Annotated in this window: 14 protein-coding genes; 5 read left to right on the forward strand and 9 right to left on the reverse strand. The window is 62.3% G+C overall.

Annotated elements, in window-relative coordinates:
• Positions 1–74 precede the first annotated feature (74 nt).
• A complete protein-coding gene (locus BLV31_RS24065; RefSeq protein ID WP_064062013.1) occupies positions 75–1,706 on the forward strand; it encodes an IS1634 family transposase in 1,632 nt (543 codons plus the stop codon).
• 221 nt (positions 1,707–1,927) lie between these two features.
• Here the strand turns inward: BLV31_RS24065 and BLV31_RS24070 are convergent, their stop codons facing one another.
• The 3 genes from BLV31_RS24070 to BLV31_RS24080 form a co-directional block, all read right to left on the reverse strand.
• Positions 1,928–2,281, reverse strand: a complete 354-nt coding sequence (locus tag BLV31_RS24070; protein WP_072740596.1) for a WhiB family transcriptional regulator — start codon at positions 2,279–2,281, stop codon at positions 1,928–1,930.
• Positions 2,282–2,295: 14 nt separating this feature from the next.
• Positions 2,296–3,222, reverse strand: coding sequence for a fumarylacetoacetate hydrolase family protein (locus BLV31_RS24075; protein ID WP_064060124.1), 927 nt, complete (start codon positions 3,220–3,222; stop codon positions 2,296–2,298).
• A gap of 780 nt (positions 3,223–4,002) precedes the next feature.
• Entirely contained in the window at positions 4,003–5,271 is a 1,269-nt protein-coding gene (locus BLV31_RS24080) for an alpha-hydroxy acid oxidase (protein WP_282956079.1), read from the reverse strand.
• A 70-nt stretch (positions 5,272–5,341) separates the two neighbouring features.
• On the opposite strand from BLV31_RS24080, the gene BLV31_RS24085 reads away from it, so the two are divergent.
• On the forward strand, positions 5,342–5,998 hold the full coding sequence (locus BLV31_RS24085) for a GntR family transcriptional regulator (RefSeq protein WP_064060126.1): 657 nt from the start codon (positions 5,342–5,344) through the stop codon (positions 5,996–5,998).
• A gap of 111 nt (positions 5,999–6,109) precedes the next feature.
• On the opposite strand, the gene BLV31_RS24860 is transcribed toward BLV31_RS24085, so the two are convergent.
• From BLV31_RS24860 to BLV31_RS24100, 3 genes are all read right to left on the reverse strand, one after another.
• Positions 6,110–6,316: a hypothetical protein gene (locus BLV31_RS24860; protein ID WP_139193022.1), complete on the reverse strand. Its 207-nt coding sequence runs from the start codon at positions 6,314–6,316 to the stop codon at positions 6,110–6,112.
• Between the two features lie 438 nt (positions 6,317–6,754).
• Positions 6,755–7,168 carry a hypothetical protein gene (locus tag BLV31_RS24095; RefSeq protein WP_064060127.1) on the reverse strand — a complete coding sequence of 138 codons (414 nt, stop codon included), beginning with the start codon at positions 7,166–7,168 and terminating at the stop codon, positions 6,755–6,757.
• A gap of 35 nt (positions 7,169–7,203) precedes the next feature.
• On the reverse strand, positions 7,204–8,841 hold the full coding sequence (locus BLV31_RS24100; protein WP_064060128.1) for a GMC family oxidoreductase: 1,638 nt from the start codon (positions 8,839–8,841) through the stop codon (positions 7,204–7,206).
• A gap of 90 nt (positions 8,842–8,931) precedes the next feature.
• On the opposite strand from BLV31_RS24100, the gene BLV31_RS25255 reads away from it, so the two are divergent.
• The 3 genes from BLV31_RS25255 to BLV31_RS24110 all read left to right on the forward strand — a co-directional run bounded on the left by BLV31_RS25255 (position 8,932) and on the right by BLV31_RS24110 (position 11,709).
• Positions 8,932–9,141, forward strand: coding sequence for a hypothetical protein (locus tag BLV31_RS25255; RefSeq protein ID WP_211269798.1), 210 nt, complete (start codon positions 8,932–8,934; stop codon positions 9,139–9,141).
• The gene (locus tag BLV31_RS24105; protein ID WP_211269799.1) at positions 9,138–10,118 is read left to right on the forward strand and encodes a C-terminal binding protein; all 981 of its coding nucleotides are present in this window, start codon (positions 9,138–9,140) and stop codon (positions 10,116–10,118) included. The genes BLV31_RS25255 and BLV31_RS24105 overlap by 4 nt, the downstream gene beginning before the upstream one ends.
• 166 nt (positions 10,119–10,284) lie before the next feature.
• Positions 10,285–11,709 (forward strand): aldehyde dehydrogenase family protein, encoded by a 1,425-nt coding sequence (locus BLV31_RS24110; protein WP_064060130.1) that lies wholly within the window; start codon positions 10,285–10,287, stop codon positions 11,707–11,709.
• A gap of 1,152 nt (positions 11,710–12,861) precedes the next feature.
• Here BLV31_RS24110 and BLV31_RS24115 read toward each other — a convergent pair.
• The 3 genes from BLV31_RS24115 to BLV31_RS24125 all read right to left on the reverse strand — a co-directional run bounded on the left by BLV31_RS24115 (position 12,862) and on the right by BLV31_RS24125 (position 16,275).
• Positions 12,862–13,566, reverse strand: a complete 705-nt coding sequence (locus tag BLV31_RS24115; RefSeq protein WP_139193024.1) for a GntR family transcriptional regulator — start codon at positions 13,564–13,566, stop codon at positions 12,862–12,864.
• Positions 13,567–13,582: 16 nt separating this feature from the next.
• Positions 13,583–14,794 (reverse strand): MFS transporter, encoded by a 1,212-nt coding sequence (locus tag BLV31_RS24120; protein WP_248846172.1) that lies wholly within the window; start codon positions 14,792–14,794, stop codon positions 13,583–13,585.
• A 146-nt stretch (positions 14,795–14,940) separates the two neighbouring features.
• Positions 14,941–16,275, reverse strand: a complete 1,335-nt coding sequence (locus BLV31_RS24125; protein WP_162273059.1) for an MFS transporter — start codon at positions 16,273–16,275, stop codon at positions 14,941–14,943.
• Between the last annotated feature and the right edge of the window lie 128 nt (positions 16,276–16,403).

Below are 16,403 nucleotides of genomic sequence, written 5' to 3' on the forward strand. Positions count from 1 at the left end.
TTGCCGAGGCTTCCACCTGCGCATTCACGGCGTTGCCGAGGCGGATCGGGACACTAAGCAGGTAGGTTCGGGCGGTGGCATTCGTGCGGAAAGTGCGCACCGCATCCGGGGCGGTAGCGGTGCAGGTCGTGCGCAAACACCGCGGTGGACACGAGATCCTCGCCCACGTCGGGTCCGCGCACACCGACGTCGAGCTGGGCATTCTGCTCGAACGAGCCCGCCAGTTCCTGCACGGCGATCAAGGCATGCTCGATCTGGATGTGCCGACGCCCGTCGAGCAGATCGCCGATGTTGCCGACTGGCGAACCGGTCAACTACCCGGTCCGACCACGAGCAACGGCGGCGAACTCGCCGGCGCGGGACGAACCGTGCGCACCAGCGCCCGGTTGCTCTATGACGTGCTCACCTTCGTCTACGACCGGCTCGGCCTCGACATCATCGACGATGCAGTGTTCCAGGATCTGGTGATCGCCCGGATCGTCGAACCGACCTCGAAGATCGATGCCCTGCGCGTCCTCGATGACCTCGGTTCGAATCCGGTGTCCTACAAAACGATTCAACGCCACCTGGCGCAGGTCATCACCGGTGACTACCGCGACCGGATCGCCCGCCGCTGCTTCGAATACGCGGCCACCACCGGCGGATTGGGGTTGCTGCTGTTCGACGTGACCACCTTGTACTTCGAGGCCGAGAAGGAAGACGACCTGCGCAAGGTCGGATACTCCAAGGAGCGCCGGGTCGATCCGCAGATCGTGGTCGGGCTGCTCGTCGACCGCACCGGCTTCCCGCTGGAGATCGGGTGTTTCGAGGGCAACAAGGCCGAAACCCACACCCTGGTCCCGATGGTGCGTCAGTTCCAGGCCCGCCACGGCCTCGAGGGTGTGGAGATGGTCATCGCCGCCGATGCCGGCATGCTCTCCGCATCGAACCTGACCGCCCTGGACGACGCGGGCCTGAAGTTCATCGTCGGCTCCCGGGTGACGAAAGCACCGGGTGATCTGACGTCCCATTTCCATTGGAACGGTGATGTATTCACCGATGGTCAGATCATCGACACCGTCACGCCCCGGCACGCCCGCAGCACGGTCAACACCGTGAAGAGACGAGCCGAACCGATCTGGAACCCGACCCGGGACACCACCTCGTGGCGGGCGATCTGGCAGTACACCCGCAAACGTGCTGTCCGCGACAACCAAACATTGAATGCGCAGGAAGCGCGGGCCCGGTCGGTGGTCGACGGCACCCGGAAGGCCAAGGCCACCCGCTTCGTCAAGACCACCACCGCAGGTCAGCAGGTCGATGATGTCGCGCTGGCACGAGCCCGGTCCCTCGTCGGACTCAAGGGCTATGTCACCAACATCCCGCTCACGCTCATGGAACCGGGCGAGGTGATCGGCAAGTACCACGACCTGTGGCATGTCGAGCAGTCGTTCCGCATGTCGAAGACCGATCTGCGGGCACGGCCGATGTTCCACCGCACCCGCGACGCCATCGAGGCGCACCTGACCATCGTGTTCGCCGCCCTGGCCGTCGCTCGTTGCGCCCAAGACCAGACCGGGGTGGCGATCGCGAGGCTGGTCAAGCAACTGCGGCCGCTGCGGACCTCCACCATCGCCATCAACGGTGCCGTCCAGGACTTTCCGCCGCAGATCCCACCCCCCGAGCTGGAGATTCTCACCCGTCTCGGGTTCGAATCGGGACACTAAGCCAAATGTCCTAACTCAGGCCGGAACAACTCCATCAGATCGGTCATCGTCCACGTTCTCCTTGCCACCGTCGGGCCCCTTCCCAGGCCCCCTTGGTGGACCTTGGGAAGAAGCGAACCTGCAGCAGCACCCACACCCCGGCCGACACGCCCCAGGGGTGGGGAATTACGTGACGGCCGGGTGGGGAATTACGTAACGGACCAACCCCTCAACCTGGGGAATTACGTGACCGCTGACAGAGATCCAGGCGGTCGGTCTGGAAGGAGGCGGTCTTCGGCTCGGATGGTGTTCGTCGTACGGCGCTGTCCACGTCGTTCGGCCTCTGTTAGCCCGCCCCATATTCCATGTACGTCGCCGAGACGGTAGGCGGATTCTCTACACGGGATGAGAACTGGGCAGTTGGCGCAGATCTGTTTGGCGGCACGTTCACGGCGAGCCTTCATTTCGCCGCTCTCGTCAGCGGGAGCGAAGAACAGATAATCACCCAGTGATCGGCATGCTGCGTGTCGGCGCCACTGCAGGCTGACTGCGGATCCTTTGTGTGCCATTGCGGTCTGCGGTGGGGGTCGATGCATTGCTATTTCGAAGGTCAAACTCTGTGAGGCCTATGATGACTTTTCCGGTCTGCGTCCCTACATGCCTTTTTGTTTCCGGATTCGGCCACGAAACGCTGGCGCAGTTCGCCGATTCCTTCGATCCAGCTGTCGAGCGACTCGCCCGGTTGCAGGAATCGCTGTGGGCTCTGGCCGACACCAACGCCGGCAGGGGTACCAGTGAAAATCACATCGCCCGGGTAGAGAGTGACTGTCTGAGAAAGAGCTGCAATCAGACTGGGGACAGGGAAGATCAGCTCGCACGTGCGTCCCTTCTGGACCTCTTCACCGTCGATCATGCAACCGAGTTCGAGATCGTCCGGGTTGTCGAACTCGTCCGGGGTGACCAGCCAAGGGCCTTGCGGGGTGAAACCGGGAAATGACTTGCCAAGTCCGAATTGTGGTGCTGGACCCCGCAGCTGGGAAATGCGTTCGGAAATGTCCTGCCCTACGGTCAGTCCAGCGACGTGGGACCATGCATCGGCTTCGTCGATCCGGTGCGCTTCACGTCCTATGATCACGACCAATTCGACCTCCCAGTCGACGTTGCCGTCCGCCGGGATGGTCACCTCGGTGTCGGGGCCGGAGAACGACGAGACGTATTTGGTGAACACCGGCGGCAGGTGGGTGGGTGATTCGAAGCCGGATTCGGCGGCATGATCGTGGTAGTTCAGACCTACCGCGAACACCTGCCGAGGTACCGGGGAGGGAGCGCCGAGCCGCGCGCGGTCGATCGCGGTCGCAGGCAGGCTTGCCACGACCACCTCGGCTGCCCACACCCGCACCTCATCCCACGACGAGTAGAGGGCGGACAGGCCAGGGCCGAAACGACCGTCGGACAAGGTGGCGATGTCGACGGCACGTTCGTCGCCGGGCTCTCCGACGACGAGAGCGGCACGATTATCAATGTTGGCAATACGCATGAACGCGGTTCCCCTTTGTGCAGTGAGGTCATTCGATTCTCCCGTCAGGGCTGCAGGCGGTCGGCGAACCCGCACCCGACGAATGCATGCTTCCCCGAGGCGTCGATGCAGTGGTCACTACCTGGACACCTGTTCCAGGTGGCTCCCTTATGTGCAGCGCCGCTGGAGGCGCACATGTTTCTACCAGGAAGGCCCAGACCCGGAGTGCCGTGCAACACCAGCGGCAAGCACCCGGCTGTGAGGAATCGGCACCGCCGACCGTGGGGTTCGCCGACTGCCCTCACCGGCGATACCGGACTGTGCGTGAAATCCTTCTGATGAACCGCGGCGTCGTTCGGGCAGTCCCATGTCGAACGTCACCACAGTCCCCCAGCCCCAGCACGATGCGATGTGCGGTTCCACGCGGCGAGGCTGTCGCCTCTCGCGGTGCAATCGATCGGTCCCTGTTCCCTGACCACCGGACACCTCGGCATTGATGTCCAGGGTTCCGCATCGACCCACGAGCAACGTCAAGGTCCACGAGCTCGACCGACGCATATCCGGAATCGTCCTCGTGTGGGCCCGTGCACAGCCTGCGCTCGATCAGTTGGATCGAGCGCAGGCTCGCCAGATGACCAGCACGTTTCCTGATCTGAATCCGGCCACGCTCAAGTGCATCTGCTCCGGCCCCTCACCACCGTGTCAGCTGGAAGCGGGTGAGCAGATCAACCGCTTCCTCGGTCGCATTGATCGCTGCCCTCAGCCATCCTCCGGACGTTCCCCGCCTCCGCCCCTACGTCGTCATGCAGGGACTATGGAGTGGTTCGAGTATCCCCGTGGTACCTCGCGCAGTACTGCCATATCTGACCGCAAGTCGTCCACCTTGGTGGCGCCGAGCAGCTGCATCGTGCTACGGAATTCCTTGTGGAGCAGCTCGAGTGTGCGATCGACACCCGCTTCGCCTCCGGCCATCAAACCGTACAGGTAGGCCCGTCCGATCCAGGCTCCGCGAGCACCCAGTGCTACTGCCGCGGCGATGTCGGCGCCCGATCGCACTCCCCCGTCGATATAGACCTCGGCCCGGTCACCGACTCGAGCTACCGTCTCTTGCAGCTGTTCCAATGGTGTGGTCGCTCTGTCGAGTTGACGGCCGCCATGGTTGGACAGAACCACCGCATCGGCCCCGGCGTCGACCACCATTTCGGCGTCATCGGGATGTTGGACGCCCTTGATGACGAGGGAGCCCGGCCACATCTCTCGCAGCCATGCCACGTCTTTCACCGTGGAGGACGGATCGAAGATCAGGTTGGTCAGCTCGGCCGGAGATCCATCGAAGTGCTTCAGGGAGGCGAACTCCAGCGGTTCGGTGGTCAGGAAATTCATCCACCAGTTCGGATGCCGTGCACCGTCGATCACCGTCCGCATCGTCAACGAGGGGGGGATTGTCATCCCATTTCGCAGATCGCGCAGTCGTGCGCCGCCGACGGGCGTATCAACGGTCAAGATCAGCGTGTCGCAGCCGGTCCGTGCAGCCTGATGGACAAACTCCGTGCTCGCAGCCCTGTCACGCCATAAGAACAACTGGAACCAGCGCCGTGTCTCTCTCGCCTCGGCCTCCAAACGTTCCAGGCTCGTGGTGCCCATGGTCGACAGCGCATATGGGACTCCAGCGCGTCCTGCGGCTCTGGCTACCGCCGGCTCGCCACTGTGATGCATCATTCGCGTGTATCCCGTCGGGCCCATCACGAGTGGGAAGTTCGCCTGTTGGCCGAGAATCGTTGTCGTCGTGTCGATGGCGGAGACGTCTCTCAGCACGTTTGGCCGAAACTCGACGCGTTCGAAGGCGGACACGCTGCGGGCGAGTGAGATTTCGTTCTCGGCGGCACCGTCGGTGTAGTCGAACACTGCGCGAGGTGACCGGCGTTTGGCGATCGATCGGAGGTCGTGTACGGAATTGGCCTTGCGCAAACGCCGACTCGTTGCCGACCACTCGATTGGTGGCGCCTGAAGAAGTGGTTTGAACTCGGACCACCGGGGAATGCGTCTCTTGACCATACCTGTATTCTGCATGCAGGATGCAGCTTGTCAATACATAGCAGGGCTTAGGTAGTGTTTCGCCCTCTGGAGAAAGGTGGTAAAGATGCCCATCGCGCCGATCGAGCATCCGCTGTCGTTGTCGGACTTGGCATACGATCAGGTCCGCTCCAGCCTGCTGCGGGGCGAGTTCCCGGCCGGACAGACGATGAGCGTTGTCAAACTGTCCAACGCACTCAACATGAGCAGAAGCCCTGTCGCCGCAGCCGTCGCCCGACTGGTCAGCGAGGGGTTACTCATCCAGAATCCCAACGGCAGCGCCGCTGTCCGCACGCTCGAGAAGCAGGAACTGCTCGCCGCCCTACAGGTTCGAGCCAACCTGGAAGGCTTGGCTGCCGAACTCGCTTGTTCACTCATGACTTCAGCTGACCTGCAGGAACTGAGCGACAGCCACAACCAGTTCAAGGCCTCGGTTGAGAGCGATGACCCCCATGCGGCCCGCCTAGCCGATCTCCGATTCCATCAGCTCATACAACAATCATGCGGCAACACCATTCTCGACGAGCACCTCTCGCGCCTCCAAGCGCAAGTCCTACTGACTACCTACACCGAGTCGTGGGAGGTCAGCGGCCGGCCGGCTTTGGCTGAGCATGCCGCAATTCTGGACGCGCTGCATCACGGCCGAAGCGCCGATGCGGCCCGCCTGGCACGCGAACACATCCTCGCGACCCGTTCCCGCGTCGGCCGGACCTGGCACACCTGACTGTCCGTAACACCGCGGGCACAAAGCACTTTGAGGACCGAGGAGCAGCAACGAGCGGCTGAACTCCCAGTGGTGTTCCAACAACTGAAAGCCTAGCTGAGCGCACTCGTGCTATACACCTGTGTCGATGGCATCTGCGTTTCGACCCTGCACCAGCGGGTTCCAGTCCGGGCGGACCTGCTCGCGCCATACCGCCAGGTCGACACCGGTTTTCACCCGGTCCCGGAGGGATGCGTACACCGCGATTCTCGGGCCGAGGCCGCTCATGCTGGCCTCGGCCGCAAGTTTCTCAACGGGCGGAGCATCGCCAGCGGCCATGGCCGCCCCTGGCAGTGCACAAACACTCACGGAACAGGCGCGGTGCCGCTCGCCTGCCCACGCGGGTAGACGCTTGCAAGACGACGTATCTCGTCCTCGACACAGTTCGATTCCGAGAGTGCCTGCCATAATCGCTCGAGGAACCGGCCCGTTGTCATTCCGAAACGCACAAGGATTTCCTCTTGGGCAGGTCCGCCGTACGGCGCCCACCTGTGGGCGAACTCAATGAGGAACTCCGCCTCAGGGTCAGGATGAGTGCGAGCGCGGCGAGCGCCAATCGGAGCCGGGCGAGGGCTCCGGCGCTGCGGCGACATCCGAGGCGGTTCCATCCGGCGCGGACGGTGGTATTGGTGCGAGTTCATGGGGTTTCACGCAAACTAGTCGAGGTAGGGCGCACAACCGGCCCTGTGGCGTTCTCGCCGCAGGGCCGGTCGGGACTCACGGCGTCGGGATGTAGACGGGACCTCTCGCAATGACACGGTCGGTGACCTCTGCTATCTCGTCGTAGTCCGGTTCATCGCGCATGGCCTGTTGGCCGGGGTATCCCAGCTTCGCGGTCACGCCGGCATCGAGAAAGTAGGCACCGGCAATCATCCGGCTCACGAGGTCGAAGCGAGGTGGGTCGAGACTGCGAATGCAGCCCATTGCGTCGGCCGGCCTGTCGGCCGGCAGGGTCGCCAAAGCCTCAATGAACAAGGCAGCTTGATCATCACGTGCTCGCAACGCCCGCGGGATCAAGATCGTGGAGATACCGACTTCGGTGGCCGAGGGCATGTCCAGTGACGAGTCTGCCGGAATGAGGGTGTCGGCCACCCATTCGAGTTGAGTCTGGACGTCGTCCAGCGTGAGCATTGTTTCACCCTTCGCACAGGGCCTGAGGTGATCCCTCAGACGTTGATACTGACCTTCTGAGCGCGCGCGTGCTCGATCGCTGCCTCGGTGTTCCGTAGCGCCAGAGCGGCAACGGTCCCGGTCGGATTGACAGCTCCTGACGTGGGCATCACGCTTCCATCCATCACGAAAAGATTCGGTACATCGTGTGCCCGGCCGAAGCCGTCGACGACTGACGTTGCGGGGTCATCACCCATGCGCACAGTTCCGAGCAGGTGCCAGCCCGTCTCCCGCACAATCGGCGAAACCAGTGTCTCGTATGCGCCGGCCTCTCTCATCGATTGCTCAGCGAGTGCATGGTTGAACTCGAGCAGAGCATGCGTGTTAGCGGACGCACTGTAGGTCACCTTCGGCGCCGGCATGCCGTTGCTGTCGACGAGGGTGTCATCCAATGTCACGGCGTTGGATTCGTCGGGCAGGTCTTCGGCGAGGATCGCCCAATAGGCCGAATGACCGAATCGCCGATGCACCTCATGGTGAAAGTCCGGGCCCCATGCACCACTACCACCCCAGGGGAAAGACCCTGTCGTGTTGAGGGGTCCACCGGTTCCCATCAACTGCCACTTGGCTCCGCGGTAGAACCCTCGATCCGCCCGCGTTTCGGCGAACTCGAGCGAATAGGCGCGCTGGCCGAATGGCCCCTGCCAGCTTTCGAACGCGTCTTCGAACAGTCCCACTACGGTGCTGTAGGGGTGCATCATCAGATTCTTGCCCACCAGGCCCGACGAGTTCGCCAACCCGTGGGGATGAGCGTTACTGGCGGACGCCAATAGGATCCGCGGCGTCCCGATCCCGTTCGCCGACAGGACTACGGTACGCCCGGCCTGGAAGTGGGTCTTTCCGGTCGCACGGTCCACGTAGGTCACACCTGTCGCCAGTCCGGCGGAGTCCGTCTCCACACGCAGCACTCTGGCACGCTGGCGCAGCGTAACCCCGAGTTCGACCGCCTTGGGCCAGTGGGTGCGGTCGACCGAGGCTTTCGCTCCGTCGAAACACCCCCACATGCAGCTGGCCCGTCTCACGCATGGCTCCAAGGCGCCGTGACGAACAGTGGCGATCGCATTCGATCCCGGCCACCAATGCCAGCCGAGTCGATCATGTGCAGCGGCGAAACGTCGTTCGAGATCGCCCAGGGGGAACGGGGGAAGTGGGATGTCGAACCCCTCCGGATATGCCGGATCCCCCGGAACTCCCGACACCGAGAAGTCCGTCTCGACGCGCGCATAGAACGGCGCGAGGTCTTCGTAGGAGAGCGGCCAGTCCGCCGCTACGCCATCTAGTGTCTTGACCCGAAAGTCACTGGGCTTGAGGCGATGCCATGCTGCAGCGTAGAGGATCGAGCTCCCTCCGACTCCGTTCCACATCAGCGGAGCAACTTCCGAGTCTGCATCGTTGATCGGATAGTCGGAGTCGGCTTGACGCGTGTTCGGGTTCCACGAGAAGTGCTTGTCCTTAGTAAGCTCGAACTCCGGGTCTGCGCTCCGGATCGACGTGTAGTCCGGGTACTCGCCCTGTTCGAGACAGAGAACCGAGAAACCGCTCTCTGCGAACCTCTTGGCCGCGACCGCCCCGCTCGGGCCTGAACCGACGACGATGACGTCGTACACTTCTGCCGATGAATCAAGTAGGTCCATGGAGCCTCCAGGGTAAGTGTCTGTAAGCCGCGGCCGGCTTCGAGGTTCTGACCGCGATGCTGGATATACGCGAGCGGTGCACCGAGACGGGTGACCATCGGACGGATCGCCAAAGCGTCTGCTGCATTGTGCATGCAGAAAGAGAACTATGTCAAACGTCACCTTTTCCGTGCAGGTACCGCGCTCATCACCGCTTCGAGGGTGAAACATCCACTCGAACTGGCCCGGCAACTCGCCCGGGAAGCGCCGAGAAAGTTCCACTCGACCAAAACCTGCATGCAGCATACGATCCTGGGGTGACTCCCAGAACCGACAACCCTCAACATCCCGTGGTCGTTGTCCTCGACCACGCCTTCGGATCCTTGACCGCCGAACGCGCCACCGCCGCTGACCACAACGCCGACTTCCGAGAGCATCAGTGCCGGACAGAGCAAGACGTCGCGTCGGCCGCCCAGGGCGCCCTCGTCGTACTCGTCAACCAAGCTCCGGTCAACGAAGCCGCCCTCGCGTCGATGCAGCGGGGCGGCGCGGTGATTCGCTATGGCGTCGGCTATGACAACGTGGACCTCGACGCTGCGGCCCACCATGGAATCGCCGTCGCGAACATCCCCGATTACGGAAGCCGAACTGTCGCAGATCATGCTGCTTCACTCATCGTGACTCTACTGCGCAGAATACCCGAGTACGATTCGGCGGTGCGCCAGATGGGCTGGTTGCCCCCGGCTGGACTCGGCCCGATCCACGACTTCGCGTCGACCACCATCGGCCTGGTGGGCGTCGGCCGCATCGGCCGAGAACTGCATACGCGGTTGGCGCCGTTCGGGTTCAGCGTTATCGCCCATGACCCATTCGCAGATGTCGCCGCTATGGCGGCGATCGGTATCGAGATGGTCGACCTGGATGTGTTGCTGGCCCGCAGCAACGCAATATCTCTCCACCTTCCCTTGACCTCCGAGACTCACCACATCATCAATGCTCGGACGCTTGACCTGATGCGTGACGACGCGGTCCTGGTCAATACCTCACGAGGGCCGCTTGTCGACGCGCGGGCTCTCTGTGAGGCTCTGGAATCCGGGCATTTGAGGGGTGCCGGCCTGGACGTGTTCGAAGAAGAGCCCTTACCCGAAGACTCTCCGCTACGTCGGGCGCCTCGTCTCGTGTTGACCCCACATACAGCCTTCTATTCGGAGCAGTCCCTGGCACGCCTACAGCAACTCGCGGCCGAGGAGGCAGGGCGCGCGATCCGCGGAGAAGAACTTCGATGCAAGGTCGTCTGACCAGCTCATTCGGTCCGATTCCGGCATCACACGAGGCTTGACTCATGGCACAGATCACCCTAGCCTGTGATTGTTAATCCTTGACACGGATTTCTCTGAATGCCCGCGGCCGGTGGCCGGGGACCTTACCCAATCCGATCGGCGAGAGACCACGAAGGGCAACGACATGTTTGACGAACGCCAATTTTACATCAACGGAAAATGGGTTGATTCCCACTCGAATCGGACGCTGGACGTTGTCAACCCGGCGACAACGAAGCCGTTCGCCACCATCACATTAGGTGACGAGCGCGATGTCGACGCCGCAGTCGCCGCCGCTCGTTCCGCGTTCACGGACTTCGCGGAAACCTCGCGAGACGAGCGAATCGCACTTCTCGAAGCAGTAATCCACGCCTATGAGCAGCGCAGCGATGAGCTCGCCGATGTTCTCCGGCAGGAGATGGGCGCTCCTGTCCAGCTGTGCAAGAACGCACAGGTTCCATCCGGTCGAGGTCACCTCGAGGCTGCGCTGCGCGCCCTGAAAGAGTTCGATTTCGAAGAACGCGTGGGTTCGACGACCGTCTATCACGAACCCATCGGTGTCTGCGCCCTGATCACGCCATGGAATTGGCCACTGAACCAGATTGCCGCCAAGGTTGCACCGGCGCTGGCGGCAGGCTGCAGCATGATCTTGAAACCGTCCGAGATTGCGCCGCTCAGCGCCATGGTGTTCGCGCGAGTCATGGAAGATGCAGGGGTCCCCGCCGGTGTCTTCAATCTCGTCAACGGTGATGGCCCCGTTGTCGGAAATGCCCTGTCCAGCCACCCTGACGTCGATATGGTGTCGTTCACCGGGTCCACGCGTGCCGGCATTGAAGTCGCACGCAATGCCGCCGCTACGGTCAAGCGAGTGTCCCAGGAGCTCGGCGGTAAATCGGCGAACATCGTACTCGACGACGCCGACCTGGAAACCACAATTCGCCGGGATGTCCAAGCGATGTACAGCAATTCCGGGCAATCATGCAATGCCGGTTCTCGAATGCTCGTACCGTCTGCGCTCCTGAACGAGGTAGTGACGATTGCGCGAACAGCCACCGATGAAGTGATCGTGGGAGACCCGGCAGATCCCGACACGATGGTCGGCCCGGTCGTGTCCGCCCAACAGTTCGACAAGGTGAACGATCTCATCAGGTCCGGGATCGAAGAGGGAGCGACGGTGATCGCGGGCGGGCCAGGCCGCCAGGAGGGACTCGACACAGGGTATTACGTGAAACCGACGGTGTTCAGTGATGTCACTCCAGCGATGCGCATCGCACGTGAGGAAATCTTCGGCCCTGTGCTCGTGATCATGCCTTACGACACCGTTGACGAAGCTGTTGCGATCGCGAATGATTCAGAGTACGGACTCTCGGGGATGGTCTCGTCCCGAAACCACGACCGCGCACGTAACGTGGCCCGACGACTACGGACGGGAATGGTTCACATCAATGGCGCCCCGCTCGACCAGAACGCTCCCTTCGGAGGCTACAAGCAGTCGGGGAACGGTCGAGAGTTCGGGAAGTTCGGCATGCACGAGTTCCTGGAGATGAAATCCGTCTTCGACGAGGGCTGATCGAACTCTCGCGGGAGGCGGCGCAGTCACACGGACATTACTGCGCGCTTCACATTTGATCAAGGAGTCATCCCCGGCTGGACCTGCCGTTTGACGCGTCATCGGGGCGGTCCGAGGGTGGCAGGTTGCTTGCTCGGACGCCTGCCACCCTCGGTCACCATCCGAGTTCATGTGGCAATGACGGGACCGCTGGGCAGGGTCTCCCACTGGATGTGCAGTGAGCCACCGACTTCAACGACCTACGCCATGCGAGGTACCGCCAGCGCACTCGGAGCGCCCGTCACGACTTCCTTCCGAAGCAGACGAGCCGAAGCCCTTCGCAACGGCAGCCTTCCGACAACTGGGGGTCGCAACGTGCCCGCAATCACCACATTCACCCAGACGTCCTGCCCATCAACGCCTCCGTCATCGGGTGTTACGGCTACCGGTTGAATCCGCCCTGTACGTCGGAGTCTGCATGAGGCACGCATCCAGCAAGCGGATCGCGTCCGGCAGCCGAACACTGTGTGACCTGATACGTATCGGGAGCCGGCCGCGCGCGCAGCCGGTAGCTACCACGAGTGAGCGATCTTTGGCTACCCCGCGCATCATGGCCACCGGAATCGGGTCCGCAGTAGAGCTCGCCCGCGAGCGGGGGTCTTCCCGGAACATGCCCTCGCGCACAACTACCCCGCAGATCGGAGGCCCGGTCCTCATTCTTCGGCTCGACCCACCGGACCTTGGCGCATGAAAGAGGGTTTGATGCTGTCCTGGAAATCGGCTACCGCTTTCCAGGACAGCAAGCAAAATTCACTGGGCGAAACAATCCGCGGCTACCTGCTCCAGATGCCGGCCTGGTTCGCGGGCGCGGGTCACTCGAACGACGTCGCGGTACTCGGTGGATAAGGCTGCGCCATGGTGCACATCCTTCGCGGCGCCCAGGACACCACAGATCGGCTGCTACGTACCCTGCAGCGGTCCCGAACTTCGCGAGGGCCGCTGCCCCATAGACGACGAGGACCTCGAAGTCGTTGTCCCGATGCGCAATTCGTCGGCGACTACTCGACGCAAGCGATAGCGGATCGTTTTACTCTCCACGCCAGGAAGGCCTCGTCGGGCGCGACACCATTTGCCTCGATAGCTGCAAGCGACCGAATATCAAGGCCTCGGACGCTACAGCTCTGTCTCCGGCGCGCGAGCAAGCTCTTGCGCCAACTGTTCGCCGTGGTCGAGCACATGCCGGATTGCGAGCTGCTCGGCAAGGTCCGGGTCACCTGCTGCGATGGCATCGAAGATTGCAGCGTGTTCGCTGATTATCGTTTCGGAGGAGGCCATGAGATTGGTTGCACGAACGTACCGAAGGACCACGCTTTTGAGTCGGTCATACTCGCCCTCGAGTCGCGCGTTGCCGGACATCCGTACCACCTGACAATGGAAAGCCATGTCCATGTCCGCGAGCCTGCGCACGTCTGTCCTCTCCCTCGCGGCGAGCACGAGGTCCAACAGGGCCGCCTTCAACGCCACTACACCGTCGTCTGTGACGTTCAGTGCAGCGTGACGAGCAGCAAGACCATCGAGTGCGCTACGCAGGTTGTACACGTCACGTGCATCCGCCGCGGACAACTCGGCGACACGCCAGCCGGAGTATGCCTCTCGTACGACGAGTCCCTCAGACGCAAGGTGCAGGAGCGCGGTGCGCATTGTCGAGCGGGACAGTTCAGTGCCCTCGGCCAGGGCGTTTTCGGTCAATCGAGCACCCGGTGTATATCCCCCGTCGACGATGGCGTCGCGGAGCCAGTCTGCCGCCTGCCGGTCGGAGCTCTTACGTCGCGGCATGCTCTTCGTAGGGATCGATCCCGCGCGGTCGACCTGCGTCATCGTGCACCTTCCGCTGTTAATTCTCGAGTATAAGATTATCAGCCGGGGTCTCCCGGACACCAGAGTGCGATCGGGTGTCGGCACCCCGGATTCTCCGAAGTATGAGCATGGCCGGCGCACCGACTATCGGCCCAAGGGCAAGTATCAGGAATGCAAACCTCCAGCCGACAGCGTCGGCTATCACCGGCACGAGCTGAATAGAGCCCACGGTAAGCATGAAGCCGATCGCTGTTTGTGTTGTCAAGGCCGTGCCCACATAACGAGGGTCGACCTGTTCGCTGAGACTTGTCGAGAAGACACCGGAATCCGCGATGACCGACGATCCCCAGACGAGAAGAAAGATCACCAGGACAATCCACGGAGCACCGAAGACAACAGGCGAGAGCAGACAACACAGGCCGCTGATCGCCAGTGCCGTGAATGCCGAGATGGGTCTGCCGAACCGGTCCGACGCCCAGCCACCTAAGAGACAGCCTGCGATTCCGGCGATACCGATGGATACGAATGCGGTGATACTGGACATCGGACTTGCCCCTGCAGAAGTGTGCTGCTGGCTGGCGAGGATGAATGCCGGCATCCAGGTCCACAGTGCGTACAGCTCCCACATATGGCCGAAGTAGCCGATGTTTGCCAGCCGTGGCCCTCGTTCCAAGAACATGGCCAGGGCGTATCGGGGATTGGGACGCGGCATCGTGCTGTTGACGTATGGACCCGATTTGATCAAGGTGATGGCGAGCAGTCCGCCGGCTGCGCAGAGCAGGGCGGCGATTGTCATCACCGATCGCCAGGGTATGGAGCCGAGACCACCGATCAGGTGCGGTAGTGCGGTACCTAGTGTCAAGGCACCCAGCAGAATTCCGAACGCACGACCGCGCTCCGACGGTCGTGCCCATGAGGCTGTGACCTTCATGCCGACCGGGTACACACCCGCCAGACATACCCCGGTCGCGAACCGTAGCGGGATCGCGGCACTGAGACTGTCGACCGTGACCGCGAACAGCAGCGTGATCCCGGCGGCCAGGAACGCGCTTGCCCCGAGAACCAATTGCGGGCGAACCCGGTCGGCAAGATTGAGAAGTGTCGAGCCGATCGCGCCGACGACGAATCCGACCTGCACAGATGCGGTCAACCAGACCGCCTCTCCCGAACCGATACCCCACTCGCTGCGAAGACTCGGCACAACTGCTGTCGCCGAGAACCAGACACTCAAACTCAAGACCTGGATCACTGCGATGAGCGCGCGCTGGCGTACACCTTGATTCCATCGTCGTATTGACCTCATCGTGGCTTAAGACCTCTCGACATCCGTCAGTCCCGGCGACCGACCGGTCGCCGGGACTGAGGTACAGCTGTGGGGCGGCATGGTGTGTTGCCCTAGTGGACTGGTGTCGGAACGAGGTCCTCGCTTGTGTCGTCGGCCTCCAGATCCTTCTCCGGATCCCAGCGAATGAGGGTTGCCACTGCAAGACCAACCAAGGGGACAAGTGCCGTCGCCAGGATGGCACCGCCTTCACCCAACGTCTCCTGCAGGAACGGGAATACGAACAGCCCCGTTGCAGCGCCGATGTTGCATGCTGTCGTGGCGAATCCCATTCCGAGCCCCCGCAAGTGGCTGGGGAAAGCCAACGCCGAGAAGGCAGCCCCACCGGATGCTGCCAGCGTGGAGTGAAACAGGATGAACATCGTCGGGAGTCCGATTGCTGCCCACAGTGGCAGATTATCGAAGGCCAATCCAAAGACGATGAGGACCGCTGCACAGCAAGCGAAACCGATGCGAACGGCACGACGAATGCCCAGTACTTTGTAGCAACCGGCGGCGGCGAAACCACCGGCAATACCGACGGCATTGAACACTGCAGCGCCAAGTGTTGCTGCTTCGAAACTTTCGCCGAACAACCGGAAGGCGATGATGGGCAGGTACCACCCGACCGCATAGTACTGCAACGCCTGAGCCGCAAAGGTGACCGTCGAGAGAGTCGTTCGTCCCAAATAGGGTGGGCTGAACAGCTCGCGGGTACCGCGAATGAACCCGGGAGCCTGAATGGCAGGACCGTCCCCTGCAGATTTTCCCTCCACCGCGACTGCATCGGTGTGGTACACGATCTTGAGTGCTTTCACGGACTCGACATATCTGCCCTTGGAGGCTAGCCACCGTGGGGATTCGGGCAGAAGTAGGAACTGCAGCACGGCCAACAGTGCAGCGATGATTGCGCCGGTTCCAAGTAGGTAGCGCCAAATATCGAGCCCGACGTCCATCTGGTAGATCAGGAAAGCGATGAGGAGATTGGCAGTCGTCGCGACGTACCATACCCCTTGCCAGCGGCTGAGTTTACGTTGATGGCGACGCGGTAGGAACTCAGCGATGTAGGCCAGAACGACTCCGAAGTCCATTGCCCAGGCGATGCCGGCGAGAAGTCGGCTGGCGAGGAGTATCTCGAAGTTGGGCGCGGCGAGCCCTATCACCATGGATGCGCAGGCGATGACCTTCGCGCTGATCAAGATGGGAATGCGGCCGAAACGATCCGCAAGCGAGCCGGCGAGCGGGCACAGCAGGACTGCAAGCACCATGTAGGTGCTGGTGATGATGGAGACCTCGGTGGTCGACAATTGGAGCTGCTCGGTCAACGGCGCAAGCCCCGTGGCCAGGGCAGCTCCCGAGTACGCCTCGAAGAAGACGCCGCCCAGGCCGAGGATCCAGATCCACTTCATTCTGCTCGTGCTGCGACCATTGTCGATTGCACGGTACACATCATTTTCGGATGCGATTGATTGCATGGTTTACCCGTTGCTTCCGGTGAGATTGCCGCCAGCCGCCACCGGGAAGGTGTGGTCGACGT

It is taken from the genome of Rhodococcus pyridinivorans (assembly GCF_900105195.1).
Taxonomy (GTDB): domain Bacteria; phylum Actinomycetota; class Actinomycetes; order Mycobacteriales; family Mycobacteriaceae; genus Rhodococcus; species Rhodococcus pyridinivorans.

Bases quoted from the DNA above. Each gene is read 5' to 3' on its own strand.
- BLV31_RS24085 (WP_064060126.1), top strand. From the start codon at position 5,342: ATGCCCATCGCGCCGATCGAGCATCCGCTGTCGTTGTCGGACTTGGCA.
- BLV31_RS24075 (WP_064060124.1), bottom strand. From the start codon at position 3,222: ATGCGTATTGCCAACATTGATAATCGTGCCGCTCTCGTCGTCGGAGAG.
- BLV31_RS24080 (WP_282956079.1), bottom strand. From the start codon at position 5,271: ATGCAGAATACAGGTATGGTCAAGAGACGCATTCCCCGGTGGTCCGAG.
- BLV31_RS24860 (WP_139193022.1), bottom strand. From the start codon at position 6,316: ATGGCCGCTGGCGATGCTCCGCCCGTTGAGAAACTTGCGGCCGAGGCC.
- BLV31_RS24095 (WP_064060127.1), bottom strand. From the start codon at position 7,168: ATGCTCACGCTGGACGACGTCCAGACTCAACTCGAATGGGTGGCCGAC.
- BLV31_RS24110 (WP_064060130.1), top strand. From the start codon at position 10,285: ATGTTTGACGAACGCCAATTTTACATCAACGGAAAATGGGTTGATTCC.
- BLV31_RS24070 (WP_072740596.1), bottom strand. From the start codon at position 2,281: ATGCATCGACCCCCACCGCAGACCGCAATGGCACACAAAGGATCCGCA.
- BLV31_RS24125 (WP_162273059.1), bottom strand. From the start codon at position 16,275: ATGAAGTGGATCTGGATCCTCGGCCTGGGCGGCGTCTTCTTCGAGGCG.
- BLV31_RS24115 (WP_139193024.1), bottom strand. From the start codon at position 13,566: ATGACGCAGGTCGACCGCGCGGGATCGATCCCTACGAAGAGCATGCCG.
- BLV31_RS24100 (WP_064060128.1), bottom strand. From the start codon at position 8,841: ATGGACCTACTTGATTCATCGGCAGAAGTGTACGACGTCATCGTCGTC.